We start from the raw sequence: 16,216 nt of genomic DNA, 5'->3' as shown, positions 1-16,216 counted from the left end.
TACCCCTGGATGGCGGGTCGCCATCGGAAGCAACGAACCAGGTGTCTCGGGAGGGCGCATGAGTCCGGAAATCGCAACGATCATCGGTCTGGTGATCATGTTCATCGTGGCCACGGCCCTGCCCATCAACATGGGTGCCGTGGGCTTTGCATTGGCGTTCATCGTCGGCGGTATCTGGGTCGGCATGGACGGCAAGGACGTCCTTGCCGGATTCCCCGGCGACCTGTTCCTGACCCTGGTCGGCATCACGTATCTGTTCGCCATCGCGCAGAAGAACGGCACCATCGACCTGCTGGTGCACTGGGCGGTGAAAGCAGTAAGAGGCCACATCGTGGCCATCCCGTGGGTGATGTTCATCGTGACTGCGGTGCTTACCGCATTCGGTGCGCTGGGTCCGGCGGCGGTGGCGATCATCGGCCCGGTCGCACTGCGCTTTGCCAAGCAGTACAGGATCAACCCGTTGATGATGGGCCTGCTGGTGATCCACGGTGCGCAGGCCGGCGGCTTCTCGCCGATCAGCGTGTATGGCGGCATCACCAACCAGGTGGTGCAGAAGGCGGGACTGGACGTCACGGAAATGGCGGTGTTCCTGACCAGCCTCGGCTTCAACCTGCTGATGGCTTTCATCTGCTTCTTCGCCTTCGGCGGCATCGCGTTGCTGCGTCGTGGGCGTGCGGTGGCCGAAGAACCGCTGGTCGCCGGCGTGCAGGCGTCATCGCGCCAGTTCGCCATTGAAGGCCATGGCGCGGTGGTCAGTGCCGGCGGCGGCACCCTGTCCAACGACCCGCAGGCACTGGACGAAGTCCGCATCAACCGCGACCGCCTGATCACCCTGGTGGGCCTGCTGGGCCTGGGCGTGGCGGCACTGGTGTATGACCTCAACGTGGGCCTGGTCGCGATCACCGTCGCGGTCGCCATCGCGCTGGCCTCGCCTTCCGCGCAGAAGGGCGCGGTGGATGGCATCAGCTGGTCCACCGTGCTGCTGATCAGCGGCGTGGTGACCTATGTCGCGGTGCTGCAGAAGGCTGGCGCGGTCGACTTCGTCGGCCACGGCGTCGGGGCCATCGGCATCCCGCTGCTGGGTGCGCTGCTGGTCTGCTACGTGGGGGGCATCGTCTCGGCGTTCGCCTCGTCGGCGGCCGTGCTCGGCGCCACGATCCCGCTGGCAGTCCCGTTCCTGATGCAGGGTCACCTCAGCGCCGCTGGGGTGATCTGCGCGCTGGCGGTGTCGTCCACGGTGGTGGACGTCAGCCCGTTCTCCACCAATGGCGCGCTGGTGGTGGCGTCGGCGGCGAAGGAGGAGCGCGAGGCACTGTTCCGTCGCTTCCTGGTCTACAGCGGACTGGTGGTGGCCTTCGGCCCGCTGCTGGCATGGTTGCTGTTCGTGGTACCGGGCTGGATGTGATCCGTCCGGGAGGGGGCGACCGTTGGTCGTCACCTCCCGGTGCACCCGCTAGACTGATGCATCCACCTGGACTGCGCTTCGACCATGCCCCCGGCCCCCGGCCCCCGTAAAAGCACCCGCCGCGTGCCACTCTATGAAGAGGTGGCCGAACAACTGCGGCAGAAGATCTACGATTACCTCCTGCCACCGGGCGAATGGATCGACGAACCGGCACTGGCCGAGGAACTCGGCATCAGCCGTACGCCGCTGCGCGAAAGCCTGAAACTGCTGGCCGCCGAAGGCCTGGTGCAGATTGATGCCGGGCGTGGCAGCCGGGTCACCCGCCTCACCCTGGAAGACCTCAACCAGCTGTTCCCGGTGATGGCGATGCTGGAAGGCCGCTGCGCGCACGATGCGGTGCGCCGCATAGATGACGCCGGCATCGCCCAGCTGCAGGCCCTGCACGATGCGATGGAAGCGGCGGCTGCGGCCGGCGACCTGGCCGAGTACTACCGCAACAACTACTTCATCCACGAATCCCTGCAGACCCACGCCGGCAATCCGTGGCTGATCCGGGTGACCCATGACCTGCACCGGATCCTGAAGATGCACCGTGGCCGCCAGCTGCTGACGCCGGGCCGGATGGCGCAGTCACTGGCCGAACACCGCGAGCTGATGGACTGCATCCGCCGTCGGGATGCAGCTGCCGCCGAAGCGACGATGAACCGCCACCTGCTCAGCCAGGGTGAAGCGCTGGCCGCCTACGTCGCGGCCGGCGGTCAGCTGAATGTTCCCGCGCCGCTGCCGCGCGAAGGCGGCGTCTAAGCACCAGCGCCTGGCTCACCGCAGGGCGAAACTCACCGCGCGCAGCAGTTCGGACAGGTTGAACGGCTTGGGCAGCAGGCCCATGCCCGGCCCGAGGAACTCGTTGCGCACCGTTGCGCGTTCGGTGTAGCCGGTAATGAACAGCACCGGCAGGCGGGGACGCAGCTCGCGAGCGGCATCGGCCAACTCACGACCGTTCATGCCCGGCAGGCCGACATCGGACAGCAGCAGCGCGATACCCTCGTCGTCGCGCAGTTCGCGCAGCGCCTGCCGCGCATCGGCCACCGCGATGACCTCGTATCCTGCCTCACGCAGCATGTCCTGCACCATCTGGCGCACCGAATCGGTGTCGTCCACCACCAGGATCCGCTCGAAGCGGCCTACCGGTGTTTCACCGCGCTCACCGGCCACCTCGATCTTGGCCGCATCGCCCAATGGCAACAGCAGTTCCACTTCGGTCCCTACCCCGGGTTCGCTGCTGATGCGTGCCACGCCGCCGCTCTGGCGGGCAAAGCCATAGGTCATCGACAGACCCAGCCCGGTGCCCTCGCCCTGTGGCTTGGTGGTGAAGAACGGTTCGAAGACCTTCTTCAGCAGGTGCGCTTCGATGCCACTGCCGTTGTCCATCACCTTCACGCTGATGTAGTCGCCGGCGGCCAGGCTGTAGTCGCCTTCCACCGCGGTGCGCTCACCGCGGATGCGGATCAGGCCGTTGCCACCCAGCGCATCGCGCGCGTTGATCACCAGGTTCAGCACCACGCTTTCGAACTGGTTGGGATCGGCCAGTGCCACCAGCGGTGCGTCGCCGAGTTCGAACTCCAGCTCGATGTTCTCGCCGATGGTCCGCCGCAGCAGGTCTTCCAGCGAATGCACGCGCTGGGCCACGTCGAACGGCTGCGGATCCAGCGGCTGCTTGCGCGCGAAGGCCAGCATGCGCTGGGTCAGCGCCGCGGCACGGGTGGCCGAACTGGACGCGGCATCGATGTAGCGGCCGAGCCGCTCCAGCTTGCCGCTGTCGGCCGCCAGTTCGATCATGTCCAGGCCGGAGATGATGGTGGTCAGCAGATTGTTGAAGTCGTGCGCGATGCCGCCGGTCAACTGGCCCAGCGCATCCATCTTCTGCGCCTGCAGCAGCTCGGCTTCGGTGCGCTCGCGCTCGGAAATCTGGTACGCCAGTTCGCGGCGCTGTTCGCGGTCGCGCTCGTGGTGGGCGGTGATGTCTTCCACCACCACCAGCCCTTGGTCGGGCTGCTGGTACGGGGTCAGGCGCCACTGGGTCATGCGCGGGGTCCCGCCCGGATTGGGCAGGGCGACGGTGCCCTGCCAGCGCTCGCGCCGCTGCAGCGCCCCACGCAGCCCATCGATGAAATCGCCTGCCCCGCCGAGCCGGTCCAGGGGCGAGCCGCCACTGATGCCGGTGCCCAGCAACCGGGCGAAGGCATCATTGGCATCGCGCACGCTCAGGTCGGCGTTCAACACCGCGATGGGCGCGTTGATCTGGCGGAAGATCTCGCCGAAACGGGCCTCGGCCTCGCGCAGCGCATCTTCGGCGCGGCGGGCCCGCAGCAGGCTGCGCAAGGTAGCCAGCAACACTTCCGGATCGACCGGGTGGGTGAGGTAGCCGTCGGCACCGGCGTCCAGCCCGGTGATCATGTCCCCGGTGCTGATCGAAGCCGCCGACACGTGCACCACCGGCAGCAGCGCGGTACGCGGTTGTGCGCGCAGCTCGCGGACCACGTCGAAGCCGCTCATGTCGGGCAGGTTCACATCCAGCACGAGCGCTGCGAAGTCATTGACCGCCACCGCATCCAGCCCGTCCTGTCCCATCCCGGCTTCATCCACGCGGAAACCGTGATGCTCCAGCACCCGTCGCACTGCATAGCGCGTGGCTACGTTGTCATCCACGATCAGGATGCGGTCACGGTGCGGCATCGACGGCCTCTGCTGCGGTTTCAAGTTTCACCGGTACCACTACGAAGAACTCCGAGCCTTCGCCCTGCACGCTGTTGACCCCGACATGGCCACCCAGCAGTCCGGCGAAGCGCTTGCACAGCGACAGCCCCAGCCCGGTACCTCGCAGGCGCTTCTGCAGCGGTGAATCGACCTGCATGAAATCCTCGAACAACGCCGCCTGCATCTCCTGCGGGATGCCGATGCCGGTGTCGCGCACGCTGAAGCGCACCGCCGCATCGCCTTCCAGCTCGGCGGAGACCACGATCCGGCCGCGCGGGGTGAACTTCAATGCATTGGACACGTAATTGCGCAGGATCTGCGCCAGCTTCTTGTCATCGGTGTACAGCATCGGCAGCTGCGGCGGCGCGATGAACTCCAGCTCTATGTCGTTGCCTTCGACCAACGGGCGGAACATGCCGCGCAAGGCCGAGAACAGATCCATCAAGTCGAACCAGCCCGGTGAAATGGTGATACGCCCCGCTTCGATCTTGGCCAGGTCGAGCAGGTCGTCGACCATCTCGCGCAGCTCGCTGGCGGCGTTGCTGATGAACAGCACCTGCTGGCGCTGTCCGCTGCTGAGCTCGCCGTCCATGCCATCGTCGAGCAGCCGGGTCATGCTCAGGATCGACCCGAGCGGCGTGCGGAACTCGTGGCTCATGTAGGACAGGAAGCGGCTCTTCAACTCGGACACCTGGCGCAGCTGTTCGGCCTGCTGGTCCAGTTCGCCATACAGCGCCAGCACCCCCTGGTTGGTCTCGTCCAGCTCAGCGCGCAGGCCTTCGTTCTCCGCGCGGAGACGCTCCATTTCCTGCTGCGGGGACAGATCGGTGACGCTCATCGGAAGGCTCCCACGCGCAGCGCGACGACGCAGACATCATCGCGACCACGATCAAAATCACGTTGCAGCACGGCAACCACCAACGCGGGATGGCGATGCTGCAGCCCAGGGTAATCGCGCAGGCTCCACCGCGCCTGCAGTCCATCACTATGCATCACCAGCAGCGTGCCAGCGGGGGCGTGAAGGCTGAATGCCTGCGCCTTGCGGTACTGCACGCCGACGATGCCGGGCATCGAAGCCATGCCACGCGAGGTATCGCCGATCAGCAGGCTGCCGGCGATGTTGCCCACGCCGGCGTACTCAATGTCCCCGCTTCCCAGCGAAACGCAGGCGACCGCCGCCGCACCGCCGCGCGAGCCCGACAATGCGGCATGCAGGTCGTTGATGGTGTCCACGGCCGAGCCTGCGGTTGGCAGCGCGGCCAGCGCGCGCACCCCGCCCTCGGAAGCCTCCGCCGCCAGCGCGCCATGGCCCAGGCCGTCGATCACCGTCAACGCCAGTTGCTGGTCCTGCACGCGCAGGTGCCAGGCATCGCCGCAGGCGAGCTCATGCTTCATCGGCAGCCGCACCGCGCCATAGGCAAGGTCCGCATCGCGCGGCGCCCGCTCTGGATGGATCCGCACCACCAGTATCGAGCCGCGCGCATCGGACCAGGCCTCCATCACCCGCGCCTGGCGTGCGATGGCGGCCATGCCCAGGCCCTGGCTGCCGGCGGTGGAGTACCCATCCTGCAGGCACTGGGCCAGCACGAAGCCCGGGCCGCGGTCGAAGGTGCACAGCTCCACCCCTTGGCCGCAGGCACCGGCGATGACCGACAGGGTCATGCGACCGCCGCCACCGTGGCGCCACAGGTTGGTCGCCATTTCCGTGGCAGCCAGCGCGACCCGGCCGGCATCGATCTCGTTGAAGCCGGCTTCGGCGGCCACGCGCAACGCTTCGCGCCGCGCCTGCCCGACCTGGGTGGTTTCCTCGACGACCACGACACGGGTAAGCGGACCGGAAAAATTCAGATCCATTTGGTGATGGTTACCCGCGTGCCCTGCCCTGCGGCCGTGTCCAGATCGAAATCATCGACCAGCCGACGCGAACCGGACAGGCCCAGGCCCATCCCCGACCCCGATGACCAGCCATCGGTGAGCGCCTTCACCTGGTCCGGAATGCCCGGCCCCTGGTCGGCGAACTGCAACTGGATGCCGCGGCGGACACCGCGTTCGACGATGCGCCAGTGCATGTCACCGCCACCGCCATAGATCACCGCGTTGCGTGCCAGTTCGCTGGCGGCGGTGACCAGCTTGGTCTGGTCCACCAGCCGCAGCCCGAAGCGGACCGCAAGCTGCCGCACGGTCTGCCGCGCCAGCACCACGTCCTGCTCGATGCGAATCGGAAGGGATCCGTCCTCGGCGATCATGGGTCGCCTGCGGGCAGCTGCAGCAGCTTCATGCCGCGCTCCACGTTCAGCGCGGTACGCACGCCGCGCAGGTCCAGGCCCAGCTCCACCAGGGTGATCGCCACCGCCGGCTGCATGCCCACCACCACGGTGGTGGCATCCATGATCCGCGCCAGCGCGGAAATGGTGGAGATCATGCGCCCGATGAACGAGTCCACGATATCCAGCGCGGAGATGTCGATCAGCACGCCACGTGCGGAGGTGCGCTGGATCTTGTCGGTCAGGTCATCCTGCAGCGTCAACGCCAGCTGGTCGTGCATGTCCACCTGGATGGTCACCAACAGCAGATCGCCCATCTGCAGGATCGGGATGCGATCCATCTCAGCCAGCCACCTTGGTCACGGTCTGGCCGGTCCGCTTGAGCGCCAGTGCAAGGGCGTCGGCCAGGTTGGCCTTGGTCACGATGCCCTGCAGGTCCAGGCCCAGGTGCACGATGGTCTGTGCGATCTGCGGGCGCACGCCACTGATGATCGCATCGGCGCCCATCAGGCGGATGGCGGTGACGGTCTTCAGAAGGTGCTGGGCCACCAGCGTATCCACCGTGGGTACGCCGGTGATGTCGATGATGGCGATTTCCGATCCGGTTTCGACGATCCGCTGCAGCAGCGATTCCATCACCACCTGGGTGCGCTGCGAATCCAGCGTGCCGATCATCGGCAGCGCCAGCACGCCTTCCCACAGCTTCACCACCGGGGTGGACAGCTCGAGCATTTCTTCCTGCTGGCGCTGGATGACCTCTTCGCGGCTCTTCTGGAATGCCTTCACGGTCTGCAGCCCGAGCAGGTCCAGCAGTTCGGAGATGGCCCACAGCTGGTCGCCCAGCTGCTGCGGATCGCCCGCCAGGGCCGCCTGGACCTGCGCGAACAACGGGCGCTTCAGCGAGAAGATGAAGCTCGCCGTCTCCGAGGAATTGAAGCCCCTGCGCGCGCGATCGGCGGACAGGTCTTCCAGGAAGCGGCGCAGGCCCTGCCATTCCGGGCCCTGCAGGCTGCCGACATCGGCGGCCGGGATGGACTGCAGGAACAGCCGCCAGAACTCACGAAGCTGCGAATCCACTTCGTGGCTGGAAATGCGGTTGTCCTGTCCCTGGCCTGCGGCGGCAAGGGTCTGCTGCCACTGCGTGAGGACCTGTTCCTCGTTGCTGCGGATGAGATCAAGGGTGCGCTGCTGCAATGCCGCCATGAGAGTTTCCTGCTGGGTAGGGCCAGCAGTGCATGCCATTGCATGGACATCTGGCCGGAAGGATTCCAGCCGGGTATGACGTAACGCAGTACGGTGCGTTCCCCTTCCCCGACCAACAACCTTCACATTACGCAATCAGCAATGTGTTCAACGCGTGAAGACGTTCCGGGCGACTCGCGACGCGGCGTGTCGCGTGTTCCGCACTGGCAAGGCCGGCGTCAGCTGACTTGTTCAGAAATGCGCTGCAAGGCCACCCGTCCCACCCTGCGCTTCTCCATCGAGAGCACCCGCAGCCGGAAGCCTGCGTGTTCGATCACATCCCCGGCCAGCGGCATCCTGTCCAGCGCATGCAGGACCAGCCCGGACAGCGTCTGGTAGTCGCCGCTGCGCTCGAAGCGGATGCCGGCCATGCGCTGCAGGTCGTCCAGGGTCAGCGCGCCGTCGGCCTCCCACTGCTGGTCGGCGATCCCGGTGATGCCATAACGCTCATCCTGGGTGTCGGCGAGGTCGCCGGCGATGGCGGCCAACAGATCATTGGCGGTCACCAGCCCTTCCACGCTGCCGTACTCATCCACGGCTACCGCCAGCGGCACCGGATGCTGTCGGATCAGCTCCAGCACCTGCAGCGCGCTGGCGTTGGAGGAAACAAACTGGGCCTCGCGCAGGCTGGCTTCCAGCTGCAGCGGTCTGCCCTGCAGCAGGTTGGCCAGCAGGTCACGGCTCTGCACCACGCCGCGCAGGCGGTCCAGGTCGCCGTCGGCGACCAGCAGGCGGGTGTGGGGGCTGGCGATCAACCGTGCAATGACATCTTCAGTGCCACGGCTGACATCGATCCACTGCACATCGGTGCGCACGGTCATCACGCTGGACACCGGCCGTTCGGCCAGGGTCAACACGCTGCGGATCATGTTCTGCTCCACCAGTTGCAGACGCTCCCCGCCGACGCCAGCAGCCGGATCACCCTCGTCCTCCTGCGCGTCGGCATCGCGCACCCCGAACATGCGCATCACCGCATCGGCGGTGCGCTGGCGGAACGGCAGCTGGGCCTGGTCGCGCTCGCGGTTGAAGCCCACCCATTGGTTGAAGCCTTCCACCAGGATCGAGAACGCGATCGCCGCGTACAGATAGCCCTTCGGGATCCTGAAGCCCAGGCCCTCGGCCACCAGGCTGAAGCCGATCATCAGCAGGAAGCCAAGGCACAGCACCACCACGGTGGGATGGCGGTTGACGAAGCGCGTCAGCGGCCTGCTGGCCAGCAGCATCAGCGCCATCGCGATGGTCACTGCTGCATACATGACGCCCAGGTTGTCGACCATGCCGACCGCCGTGATCACCGAGTCCAGCGAGAACACCGCATCGAGCACCACGATCTGCGCCACCACGGTCCCGAAGCCGGCGTATACCCGGTTGCCGCCGCCCTCGTGCGTACGGCCTTCCAGCCGCTCGTGCAGTTCCATGGTGCCCTTGAACAGCAGGAACAGGCCGCCCACCAGCAGGATCAGGTCGCGCCCTGAGAAATCATGGCCAAGCACCGCGAACAGCGGCTCGGTCAGTTTCATGATCCAGGACAGCGCGGCCAGCAGCACCAGCCGCATCAGCAGCGCCAGGGTCAGGCCGATCACCCGCGCACGGTCGCGCTGGTGCGGCGGCAGCTTGTCGGCCAGGATCGCGATGAACACCAGGTTGTCGATGCCCAGCACGATCTCAAGCACTACCAGGGTTGCAAGCCCCATCCATATCGAGGGGTCAGCCAGCCATTCCATGCGTGGGTTCTTTTCTTTGGTTGAAGGGGAAGAAGTGCGGTTGCTGCAGGATCAGGCGCCGTCGTCCTGGGCCGCGGCCGCATCGTGCCCGAGCAGGTCACCGGGCGTGCAGCGCAGTTCGCGGCAGATCGCATCGAGCGTGGAAAAGCGGATCGCACGCGCCTTGCCGGTTTTCAGGATGGACAGGTTGGCCAAGGTGATGTCGATGCGCCCGGCCAGCTCGGACAGGGTCATGCCGCGTTGCTGCAGCATGCGGTCCAGGGTGATGACGATCGCCATCAGACCACCCCGTCCAGATCCTCACGCATCGCAGTGCCCACGGCGAACACATGGGCGATGACGAACAGCATCAGCACCGCCACCAGTCCGGTGATCGACATGCCGCCGCCTATTTCCATCCAGGCGAACTGCGGTCCCATCCAGCTGGCGTAGACGCCGATCAGGATCGACAGCAGCTCCATCGCCAGCATCAGCCAGGCCATTCGGCGCAGGCGGGTGACATTGCCCCGGGTGAACGGTTGCCGGTCGCGCACCGAACGCACCAGGCGCTGCAGGTGGCGCAGGAAAACCAGGCCAAGCGCCAGCAGCACCACGATGGCCAGCAGGCCGGCACTGAAGTGCAGCAGCAGGTGCGGCGCATCGCCATGGTCGGCCACCACCGACGCGTCGACCGCATCGAGCAGCCGCGCCGGCCGCTGCAACACCAGCGGCACCGCGCACAGGGCGGCCAGGATGCCGAGCCAGCACATCGCCACGACAGCGTGGATGGCGGCATGGGTCAGCTTGAAGATGCCACGCGGATCAGGCGCGCGGCGGGTACGGCTCGGCACGGGGCCTCCAGCAGACAGGCGCCGGAAGAGCGCCCTGTGTTTATTGATAAACGATAAACACCGTAGTGTCCAGCCCGTGACGCCGTCGTCAGCGCCGGTCCGGCAACGCATCCAGCGCGGCACGCAACGCGGCGACCTGCGTAGCGTCACTCTGCTGATGATCCAGCGCCAGGCCGGACAGAGCGCGGTTGTGGTGCTGCATTGCACTACGCTTGAGCGCCTTCGCCGAGGCATGCAGTTCGGTGCAGCCACTGCGCTGGGCGACATCGGCGATGTTGGACGCGGCAAGGCCCGCCCCGGCGATGATCCCGATGCGCCCCGCAGACCGCTGGACCATGTCCGCCAGCACATCCACGCCTTCCAGCGCCGAGCCGTGGCCACCGGAGCTCAGCACCCGCGCGCAGCCCAGCCCGATCACCGTCTCCAGCGCCTCGGGCAGGTCGCGCGCCGCGTCGAAGGCGCGATGGAAAGTGACCGGCAGGCCGCCTGCCGCCGCCACCAGCTCGCGGCACAGCGCGACATCGACGTCGCCCTCGGCCGTCAACGCGCCGAGCACCACGCCGTCCATGCCCAGTGCACGGCAATGCTGGATGTCGCGCAGCATGACGTCCGCTTCCCAACCGCCATACAGGAAGTCCCCGGCGCGCGGCCGGATCAGCACGAACAGGGGCAGGCGCACCCGGTCGCGGCTGACCGCGAGCGTTGCATGCGAGGGCGTCAGGCCGCCAGAGGCGAGGTCGGCGAACAGTTCCACGCGGTCCGCTCCGCCGGCCTGCGCGGCCAGCGCCGATCCGACCCCATCTGCGGCGATCTCCAGCAGCCGGCGCATGCTCAGGCCTGCTCCGTGCGGTACACCGAGTCGGCATCGTGCAGCCCGTCCTGGCGTTGCGCATCGCACACCGCGTAGACGAATCCACGATGCAGGGCGTAGGCGCCGACCTCGCCGTCGCGATTCATCGCCAGGAAGCACACCTGCAGTGTGCGGCTGGCTTCGGGGCGTCTGCGCACCACCCGTGCGATCGCCTCGCGGCAGGCCTCGGCCGGACTGCGGCCCTGGCGCATCAGCTCCACCACCAGGAACGAGGCCGCGTTGCGGATCATCTCCTCGCCGACCCCTGATGCGGTCGCCGCGCCCACCTCGTTGTCCACGTACAGGCCAGCGCCGATGATCGGGCTGTCACCCACCCGGCCCTGCATTTTCCACGCCATGCCGCTGGTGGTGCACGCCCCGGCCAGCCGACCCTGTGCGTCGCGTGCCAGGATACCCAGGGTGTCATGATTGCTGCTGTCGCCAGGAAGGGTGCGGCGTTCGGCATTGATCTGCGGTGCGTACTCGGCGGTCTCCAGCCACGCCTTCCAGGCCTTTTCGGCAGCGGGGGTTAGCAGCTTGCCGCGCGGGAAACCCTGCTCAACCGCGAAAGCCTGTGCGCCCTGCCCGACCAGCATCACGTGCGGGGTCTGTTCCATCACCCGGCGCGCAACCGATACCGGATGCAGGATGTCGATCAGCGCAGCCACCGAGCCACAGCGACCGTCGCCGTCCATGATGCTGGCATCCAGGCTGAGGTTGCCGTCGCGGTCGGGGTTGCCACACCGCCCCACGGTCGGGTTGCAGAGTTCGCTCTCCGCCCAGCGTGCGCCCTGCTCCACCGCATCCAGCGCACTGCCGCCCGCGGCCAGGGTCTTCCAGGCCACCTGGTTGGCACCCACCCCGAAGTCCCAGGTCGACACCACCCGGGGCCCGCGATCGGCCGCAGCCGCGCGTGCGCTGCGTGGCAGTCCGAGAGCGCCGACCGCCAACGCACCGGCCTGCAGGAAGCTTCTACGATCGGTCATGCGAATCCCTCTGTTGGTTGGGCCACCGGGCGCCGTGGCCTCGTTTTACTGGGCCACCGAGGCGTTCCACGCCGCTGCACCGAGTACGCCCAGTTCGCCATGTTCAACGCGCCACACCGGCACCTGCTGCAGCACGCTGGCCAGTACGCCCTTGTTGAGGAAGCGTGCCACGAACGGGCTGTCCGGCAGGAACGGCGCGATATGCGCCGACACCCCACCGGCCAGGTAGACCGCGCGTGCACCGAACGCAATCGCCAGGTCACCGACGAAGCTGCCCAGCCAGCCGCAGAACATGTGGACGGTCTCACGCGCCAGCGGATCATCGCCCCGATGCGCGGCAGCGAGCAGCGCTTCGGTGTCGTCCCAGTGCGCGCTCGCGCCACGCAGTTGGCACAGGCACTGGTAAAGATTGAGCATGCCGGTGCCGGACAACACGCGTTCGTTGTCGACGTGGTCCCAGCGCTGCAGCAGCAGGCGCAGCACGTCCAGCTCCAGCGCGGTACCGGCCGACAGCGCCGAATGACCGACTTCACTGGCCAGCACCGGACGCGCGCCATCGGCAAAGCGCAGCGCAGCACCCAGTCCGGTACCGGGCCCGAGCACCAGCGCCGGCCACGCCGTGGTCGGATCGCCGCTGCCATGCAGCGCGACCAGTGCATCGGCGCGCACGTGCGGGATCGCCAGCGCGACCGCTTCGAAATCGTTGATCAGCTGCAGCGAATGCAATCCTGCCTGCTGGCGCGTGGATTCGACGGCCACCGGCCAGGGCAGGTTCGCGTTGACCAGCACATCACCGCGCAGCAGCCCGGCGATGGCCACTACCGCGCCACAACCAGACCCTGCACGTTCGCCGGCGAAATCGGCCAGGATGGAGGACAGGCTCGGATGGTCGGCGCAGCGGTAGCGGCGGAAACCCTCGATGCGCGGCGCGCGCCCGTCGCCGCACGACCAGGCCAGGCGGGCGAAGGTCCCGCCGACATCCGCGACGATCTGTGCGGCATGGGACTCGGGCAAGGGCTGCGGCGAGGGGGATGGGCTCTCGATGGAGACCGGGGACGATACCGCAACGTTCACTCGCACGCCTTTACGGAAAACAACGCAATGCGTGCAATTCTCAGCGATTGCCCGCGCTTTGCATAGCGCGGGCCCTGGCCGTTCAGGCTGCGCCCGCCACCGGCTCGCGGGAGCTCATGCGCGCCGGACGGCTGGGGAACGCATGCCGCAGGATGCGCCAGACGACCTGGCCGAACTGGCTCGGCAGCGAGCCGGTGTTGTAGTGCTGGCCATACCGGCGGCAGATGTCCTTCACTTCCACGGCGATGCGTGAATAGCGGTTGGCCGGCAGGTCCGGGTAGAAATGGTGCTCGATCTGGTGGCTCAGGTTGCCCGACAGCACGTTGATCACCCAGCCGCCCCTGAGGTTGGAGGAGCCGCGCAGCTGGCGCAGGTACCAGTGGCCGCGCGATTCATTGCGCAGGCAGTCCTTGGGGAAGGTTTCCGCATCGGCGGTGAAATGACCGCAGAAGATGATCACGTAGGTCCAGATGTTGCGCATGCCGTTGGCCACCAGGTTGCCCAGCATCACCGGCAGGAAGAACGGGCCGGCCAGCGCCGGGAACAGGATGTAGTCCTTGCCCAGCTGGCGCGCCATCTTGGCACCCACCGGACGGGTCTCCTTCCACAGTTGGCGGGCGGTCATGCGGCCCTTCAGCCAACGGCCGATGCGCAGGTCCTGGATCGCCACGCCCCACTGGAACAGCAGCGCGAAGACCGGCGCGATGATCGGCTGCAGCAGGTAGAACGGGCGCCAGCGCTGCTCGGGGAAGATGCGCAGCAGGCCGTAGCCGATGTCATCGTCCATGCCGCGCACGTTGGTATAGGTGTGGTGCTTGAAGTTGTGGGTCTTGCGCCAGTTGTCACTGGTGGCCACGATGTCCCACTCGTAGCTGTTGCCGTCCAGCTTCGGGTCGCCGGTCCAGTCGTACTGGCCGTGCATCACGTTGTGGCCCAGCTCCATGTTCTCCAGGATCTTGGACAGCGCCAGCAGCAGCGTACCGGCGATGCACGCCGGCCACAGCAGCGGTGACCAGAACAGCGGCGAGAAGGCGCCAACGAACAGCAGCAGGCGGCCGAGCACGCCGGACCAGCGCACGGCGGCGGCGACGCGACGGATGTAGCGGGTATCTTTGGCGCCCAGCTCGCCGATCACGCGGTCGCGGATCGCGTCCAGTTCGGCGCCGAAGGCGTTCAGCTCAGCAGGGGTCAGGGCACGATCAGGGCGGCTCATCAGCAAAGGCTTCCTTTAAAGATCCAGGACCAGGTCGGTGGTCGGGGCACTGACGCAGATACGCACCGGCATTGCCGGTTCATCCTGGTCCTGGCCGGTACGCAGGTGCCGCGTGGCGCCACTGGCGCGCACGCAGGTGCAGGTATTGCAGATGCCCATGCGGCATCCATGCTTCGGCTTGAGCCCTTGGGCTTCCAGGCTTTCGAGCAGGGCCCTGCCGCGTGGCACGGTCAGCGTGCGGCCACTGCGTGCCAGGGTCAGCTGCACCTCGCCCTGGTCACCGGCAGGCGCCGATGGCGGGGTGAAGGCTTCGGCCTGGAACCCTGCCACCTGATGCAGCAGGCGATTGCGCGCGGCAGCGACGAAGCCATCCGGACCACAGGCCAGCACGTGGCGCTGCGCCAGCGGCACATCGCCGAGGCTGTCGAAGGCCACGCTGTCGATGCGTGCTGCCGGCGCCTGCACATCGCGCGTGGCCAGCAGGCGCACCTGCAGTTGCGGATCGGCGGCCGCCATCGCCAGCAACTCCTCGCGGAAGCTGAAGCCGGCGTCGCTGCGCTCCCAGTAATAAAGATCCACCGGCGCACCGAGCGGACGCGCGGACAGGGCGCGCAGCAGGCTGCGCATCGGAGTGATGCCACTGCCTGCGGCCAGCAGCAGCAGCGGAGCCGCAGTCGGTACCGAGAACTCACCGAACGCTTCACCGATGTGGAAAACACTGCCGCGGCGGGCCTGCGACACCAGATACTGGCTGACCCGGCCGCCATCGACGGCCTTGACGGTGATCGCCAGCAGATTGGGCCCGAGCAGCGTCGGGCTGTAGCTGCGATGCAGCAGACGGCCGTCGATTTCGATGCCGAGGGTCACGTGCTGCCCCGGCTGCATACCGCGCCAGTGGCGGTTGGTGCGCAGCACCAGGGTGCAGGCGCCCTCGCCGGCCGGCTCACGCCGCAGCAGGCGTGCCAGCGGCTGGCGCAGCGTCCACAGGCGGTTGACCTGCCCCGCCCAGTAATCAAAAAGCGCCGGCGACAGCCAGCGATGCGGCGAGAGCAGCGACGGACGATCAACCATGGCAGGGCGGACGGCAGTGTTCATGGATCCAACTATACGTGCGCGCACACAGCTGTGTATACAGGTGTATATCGACCCGGATCAGGTATGATTCACGCTTGGTCCACCCGGTTACCCCATGCCCCCCATCGTCACGCCTCCGCCCGAAGACGCCACGCCGGTCCGCCGTACGGTGACCCGCGAGGATCTGATCATCGCGGCGCTGGCGCTGATCGGGCCGCACCGCAGCCTGTCCACCCTCAGCCTGCGTGAAGTCGCGCGCGAGGCGGGCATCGCACCGAACAGCTTCTACCGCCAGTTCCGTGACATGGACGAACTGTCCATCGCGCTGATCGACCTGGCCGGGCGCTCGCTGCGCACCATCATCGGCCAGGCCCGCCGCCGTGCCACGGTGTCGGCCACCAGCGTGGTCTGGGTGTCGGTGGAAACCTTCATGGAACAGCTGCGCGCCGACGACAAGCTGCTGCACGTGCTGCTGCGCGAAGGCGCGGTCGGTTCGGACGACTTCAAGCACGCGGTGGAACGCGAGCTGCAGTACTTCGAAGACGAGCTGCAGGTCGACCTGGTCAGGCTGGCCGCGATGGACGGGGTGCGCCTGCACGCCCCGCAGCTGGCCGCCAAGGCGATCACCCGGCTGGTGTTCGCGATGGGCGCCAGCGCGATGGACCAGCCGCCGGAAAAGGATGCCGAGCTGATCGAAGAGATTTCCACCATGGTGCGCATGATCATCGTCGGCGCCCGCACCCCGGCCGCCTTCCGCCGCAAGCGCTGATGCGGGTACGACGGCCGCTGGCCGTCAT

The 16,216-nt window shown here is 67.3% G+C and carries 17 protein-coding genes; 3 read left to right on the top strand and 14 right to left on the bottom strand.

Annotated elements, in window-relative coordinates:
* Window positions 1–58: 58 nt before the first annotated feature.
* Complete coding sequence (locus tag CXG43_RS14930) at window positions 59–1,405, top strand: SLC13 family permease (protein WP_101100634.1); 1,347 nt, start codon at window positions 59–61, stop codon at window positions 1,403–1,405.
* A gap of 84 nt (window positions 1,406–1,489) precedes the next feature.
* Window positions 1,490–2,209 (top strand): GntR family transcriptional regulator, encoded by a 720-nt coding sequence (locus CXG43_RS14925; RefSeq protein WP_101100633.1) that lies wholly within the window; start codon window positions 1,490–1,492, stop codon window positions 2,207–2,209.
* A 15-nt stretch (window positions 2,210–2,224) separates the two neighbouring features.
* On the opposite strand, the gene CXG43_RS14920 is transcribed toward CXG43_RS14925, so the two are convergent.
* The 14 genes from CXG43_RS14920 to CXG43_RS14855 all read right to left on the bottom strand — a co-directional run bounded on the left by CXG43_RS14920 (window position 2,225) and on the right by CXG43_RS14855 (window position 15,440).
* Window positions 2,225–4,141, bottom strand: a complete 1,917-nt coding sequence (locus CXG43_RS14920) for a response regulator (protein ID WP_101100632.1) — start codon at window positions 4,139–4,141, stop codon at window positions 2,225–2,227.
* Window positions 4,128–5,000 carry a HAMP domain-containing sensor histidine kinase gene (locus CXG43_RS14915; RefSeq protein ID WP_101100631.1) on the bottom strand — a complete coding sequence of 291 codons (873 nt, stop codon included), beginning with the start codon at window positions 4,998–5,000 and terminating at the stop codon, window positions 4,128–4,130. The genes CXG43_RS14920 and CXG43_RS14915 overlap by 14 nt, the downstream gene beginning before the upstream one ends.
* Complete coding sequence (locus CXG43_RS14910; protein ID WP_101100630.1) at window positions 4,997–6,016, bottom strand: ATP-binding protein; 1,020 nt, start codon at window positions 6,014–6,016, stop codon at window positions 4,997–4,999. The genes CXG43_RS14915 and CXG43_RS14910 overlap by 4 nt, the downstream gene beginning before the upstream one ends.
* Window positions 6,007–6,408, bottom strand: a complete 402-nt coding sequence (locus CXG43_RS14905) for an ATP-binding protein (RefSeq protein ID WP_101100629.1) — start codon at window positions 6,406–6,408, stop codon at window positions 6,007–6,009. Before CXG43_RS14905 ends, CXG43_RS14910 begins: the two co-directional genes overlap by 10 nt.
* A complete protein-coding gene (locus tag CXG43_RS14900; RefSeq protein WP_101100628.1) occupies window positions 6,405–6,767 on the bottom strand; it encodes an STAS domain-containing protein in 363 nt (120 codons plus the stop codon). Before CXG43_RS14900 ends, CXG43_RS14905 begins: the two co-directional genes overlap by 4 nt.
* 1 nt (window position 6,768) lies before the next feature.
* Window positions 6,769–7,629 carry an STAS domain-containing protein gene (locus CXG43_RS14895; RefSeq protein ID WP_101100627.1) on the bottom strand — a complete coding sequence of 287 codons (861 nt, stop codon included), beginning with the start codon at window positions 7,627–7,629 and terminating at the stop codon, window positions 6,769–6,771.
* A 218-nt stretch (window positions 7,630–7,847) separates the two neighbouring features.
* Window positions 7,848–9,392, bottom strand: a complete 1,545-nt coding sequence (locus tag CXG43_RS14890; RefSeq protein WP_101100626.1) for a TerC family protein — start codon at window positions 9,390–9,392, stop codon at window positions 7,848–7,850.
* A 51-nt stretch (window positions 9,393–9,443) separates the two neighbouring features.
* Window positions 9,444–9,671 carry a helix-turn-helix transcriptional regulator gene (locus CXG43_RS14885; RefSeq protein ID WP_101100625.1) on the bottom strand — a complete coding sequence of 76 codons (228 nt, stop codon included), beginning with the start codon at window positions 9,669–9,671 and terminating at the stop codon, window positions 9,444–9,446.
* Window positions 9,671–10,141, bottom strand: a complete 471-nt coding sequence (locus CXG43_RS14880; protein ID WP_101100668.1) for a DUF2975 domain-containing protein — start codon at window positions 10,139–10,141, stop codon at window positions 9,671–9,673. Before CXG43_RS14880 ends, CXG43_RS14885 begins: the two co-directional genes overlap by 1 nt.
* Window positions 10,142–10,310: 169 nt before the next feature.
* Window positions 10,311–11,057 (bottom strand): copper homeostasis protein CutC, encoded by a 747-nt coding sequence (locus CXG43_RS14875; protein ID WP_101100667.1) that lies wholly within the window; start codon window positions 11,055–11,057, stop codon window positions 10,311–10,313.
* Window positions 11,054–12,058 carry a N(4)-(beta-N-acetylglucosaminyl)-L-asparaginase gene (locus CXG43_RS14870; protein WP_101100624.1) on the bottom strand — a complete coding sequence of 335 codons (1,005 nt, stop codon included), beginning with the start codon at window positions 12,056–12,058 and terminating at the stop codon, window positions 11,054–11,056. Before CXG43_RS14870 ends, CXG43_RS14875 begins: the two co-directional genes overlap by 4 nt.
* Before the next feature lie 45 nt (window positions 12,059–12,103).
* Window positions 12,104–13,072, bottom strand: a complete 969-nt coding sequence (locus tag CXG43_RS14865) for a glucokinase (RefSeq protein ID WP_232767828.1) — start codon at window positions 13,070–13,072, stop codon at window positions 12,104–12,106.
* A 142-nt stretch (window positions 13,073–13,214) separates the two neighbouring features.
* Window positions 13,215–14,345 (bottom strand): acyl-CoA desaturase, encoded by a 1,131-nt coding sequence (locus tag CXG43_RS14860; protein ID WP_101100623.1) that lies wholly within the window; start codon window positions 14,343–14,345, stop codon window positions 13,215–13,217.
* Between the two features lie 15 nt (window positions 14,346–14,360).
* Window positions 14,361–15,440 carry an iron-sulfur cluster-binding domain-containing protein gene (locus CXG43_RS14855; RefSeq protein WP_101100622.1) on the bottom strand — a complete coding sequence of 360 codons (1,080 nt, stop codon included), beginning with the start codon at window positions 15,438–15,440 and terminating at the stop codon, window positions 14,361–14,363.
* Window positions 15,441–15,534: 94 nt separating this feature from the next.
* Here CXG43_RS14855 and fabR point away from each other — a divergent pair, with 94 nt between their 5' ends.
* Entirely contained in the window at window positions 15,535–16,188 is a 654-nt protein-coding gene (fabR, locus tag CXG43_RS14850; protein WP_101100621.1) for an HTH-type transcriptional repressor FabR, read from the top strand.
* The last annotated feature ends 28 nt before the right edge of the window (window positions 16,189–16,216 follow it).

The sequence above is a fragment of the Stenotrophomonas sp. Bg11-02 genome (genome assembly GCF_002836635.1).
GTDB classification, from domain to species: Bacteria; Pseudomonadota; Gammaproteobacteria; order Xanthomonadales; family Xanthomonadaceae; genus Stenotrophomonas; species Stenotrophomonas lacuserhaii.
The sequence above is the reverse complement of the archived record's forward strand: the minus strand, read 5'-3'. Positions and strand labels throughout refer to the sequence as shown.

Excerpts from the sequence above, each read along its gene's own strand:
- CXG43_RS14930 (WP_101100634.1), top strand. The coding sequence starts at position 59 with ATGAGTCCGGAAATCGCAACGATCATCGGTCTGGTGATCATGTTCATC.
- CXG43_RS14925 (WP_101100633.1), top strand. The coding sequence starts at position 1,490 with ATGCCCCCGGCCCCCGGCCCCCGTAAAAGCACCCGCCGCGTGCCACTC.
- CXG43_RS14920 (WP_101100632.1), bottom strand. The coding sequence starts at position 4,141 with ATGCCGCACCGTGACCGCATCCTGATCGTGGATGACAACGTAGCCACG.
- CXG43_RS14915 (WP_101100631.1), bottom strand. The coding sequence starts at position 5,000 with ATGAGCGTCACCGATCTGTCCCCGCAGCAGGAAATGGAGCGTCTCCGC.
- CXG43_RS14910 (WP_101100630.1), bottom strand. The coding sequence starts at position 6,016 with ATGGATCTGAATTTTTCCGGTCCGCTTACCCGTGTCGTGGTCGTCGAG.
- CXG43_RS14905 (WP_101100629.1), bottom strand. The coding sequence starts at position 6,408 with ATGATCGCCGAGGACGGATCCCTTCCGATTCGCATCGAGCAGGACGTG.
- CXG43_RS14900 (WP_101100628.1), bottom strand. The coding sequence starts at position 6,767 with ATGGATCGCATCCCGATCCTGCAGATGGGCGATCTGCTGTTGGTGACC.
- CXG43_RS14895 (WP_101100627.1), bottom strand. The coding sequence starts at position 7,629 with ATGGCGGCATTGCAGCAGCGCACCCTTGATCTCATCCGCAGCAACGAG.
- CXG43_RS14890 (WP_101100626.1), bottom strand. The coding sequence starts at position 9,392 with ATGGAATGGCTGGCTGACCCCTCGATATGGATGGGGCTTGCAACCCTG.
- CXG43_RS14885 (WP_101100625.1), bottom strand. The coding sequence starts at position 9,671 with ATGGCGATCGTCATCACCCTGGACCGCATGCTGCAGCAACGCGGCATG.
- CXG43_RS14880 (WP_101100668.1), bottom strand. The coding sequence starts at position 10,141 with ATGTGCTGGCTCGGCATCCTGGCCGCCCTGTGCGCGGTGCCGCTGGTG.
- CXG43_RS14870 (WP_101100624.1), bottom strand. The coding sequence starts at position 12,058 with ATGACCGATCGTAGAAGCTTCCTGCAGGCCGGTGCGTTGGCGGTCGGC.
- CXG43_RS14860 (WP_101100623.1), bottom strand. The coding sequence starts at position 14,345 with ATGAGCCGCCCTGATCGTGCCCTGACCCCTGCTGAGCTGAACGCCTTC.
- CXG43_RS14855 (WP_101100622.1), bottom strand. The coding sequence starts at position 15,440 with ATGAACACTGCCGTCCGCCCTGCCATGGTTGATCGTCCGTCGCTGCTC.
- fabR (WP_101100621.1), top strand. The coding sequence starts at position 15,535 with ATGCCCCCCATCGTCACGCCTCCGCCCGAAGACGCCACGCCGGTCCGC.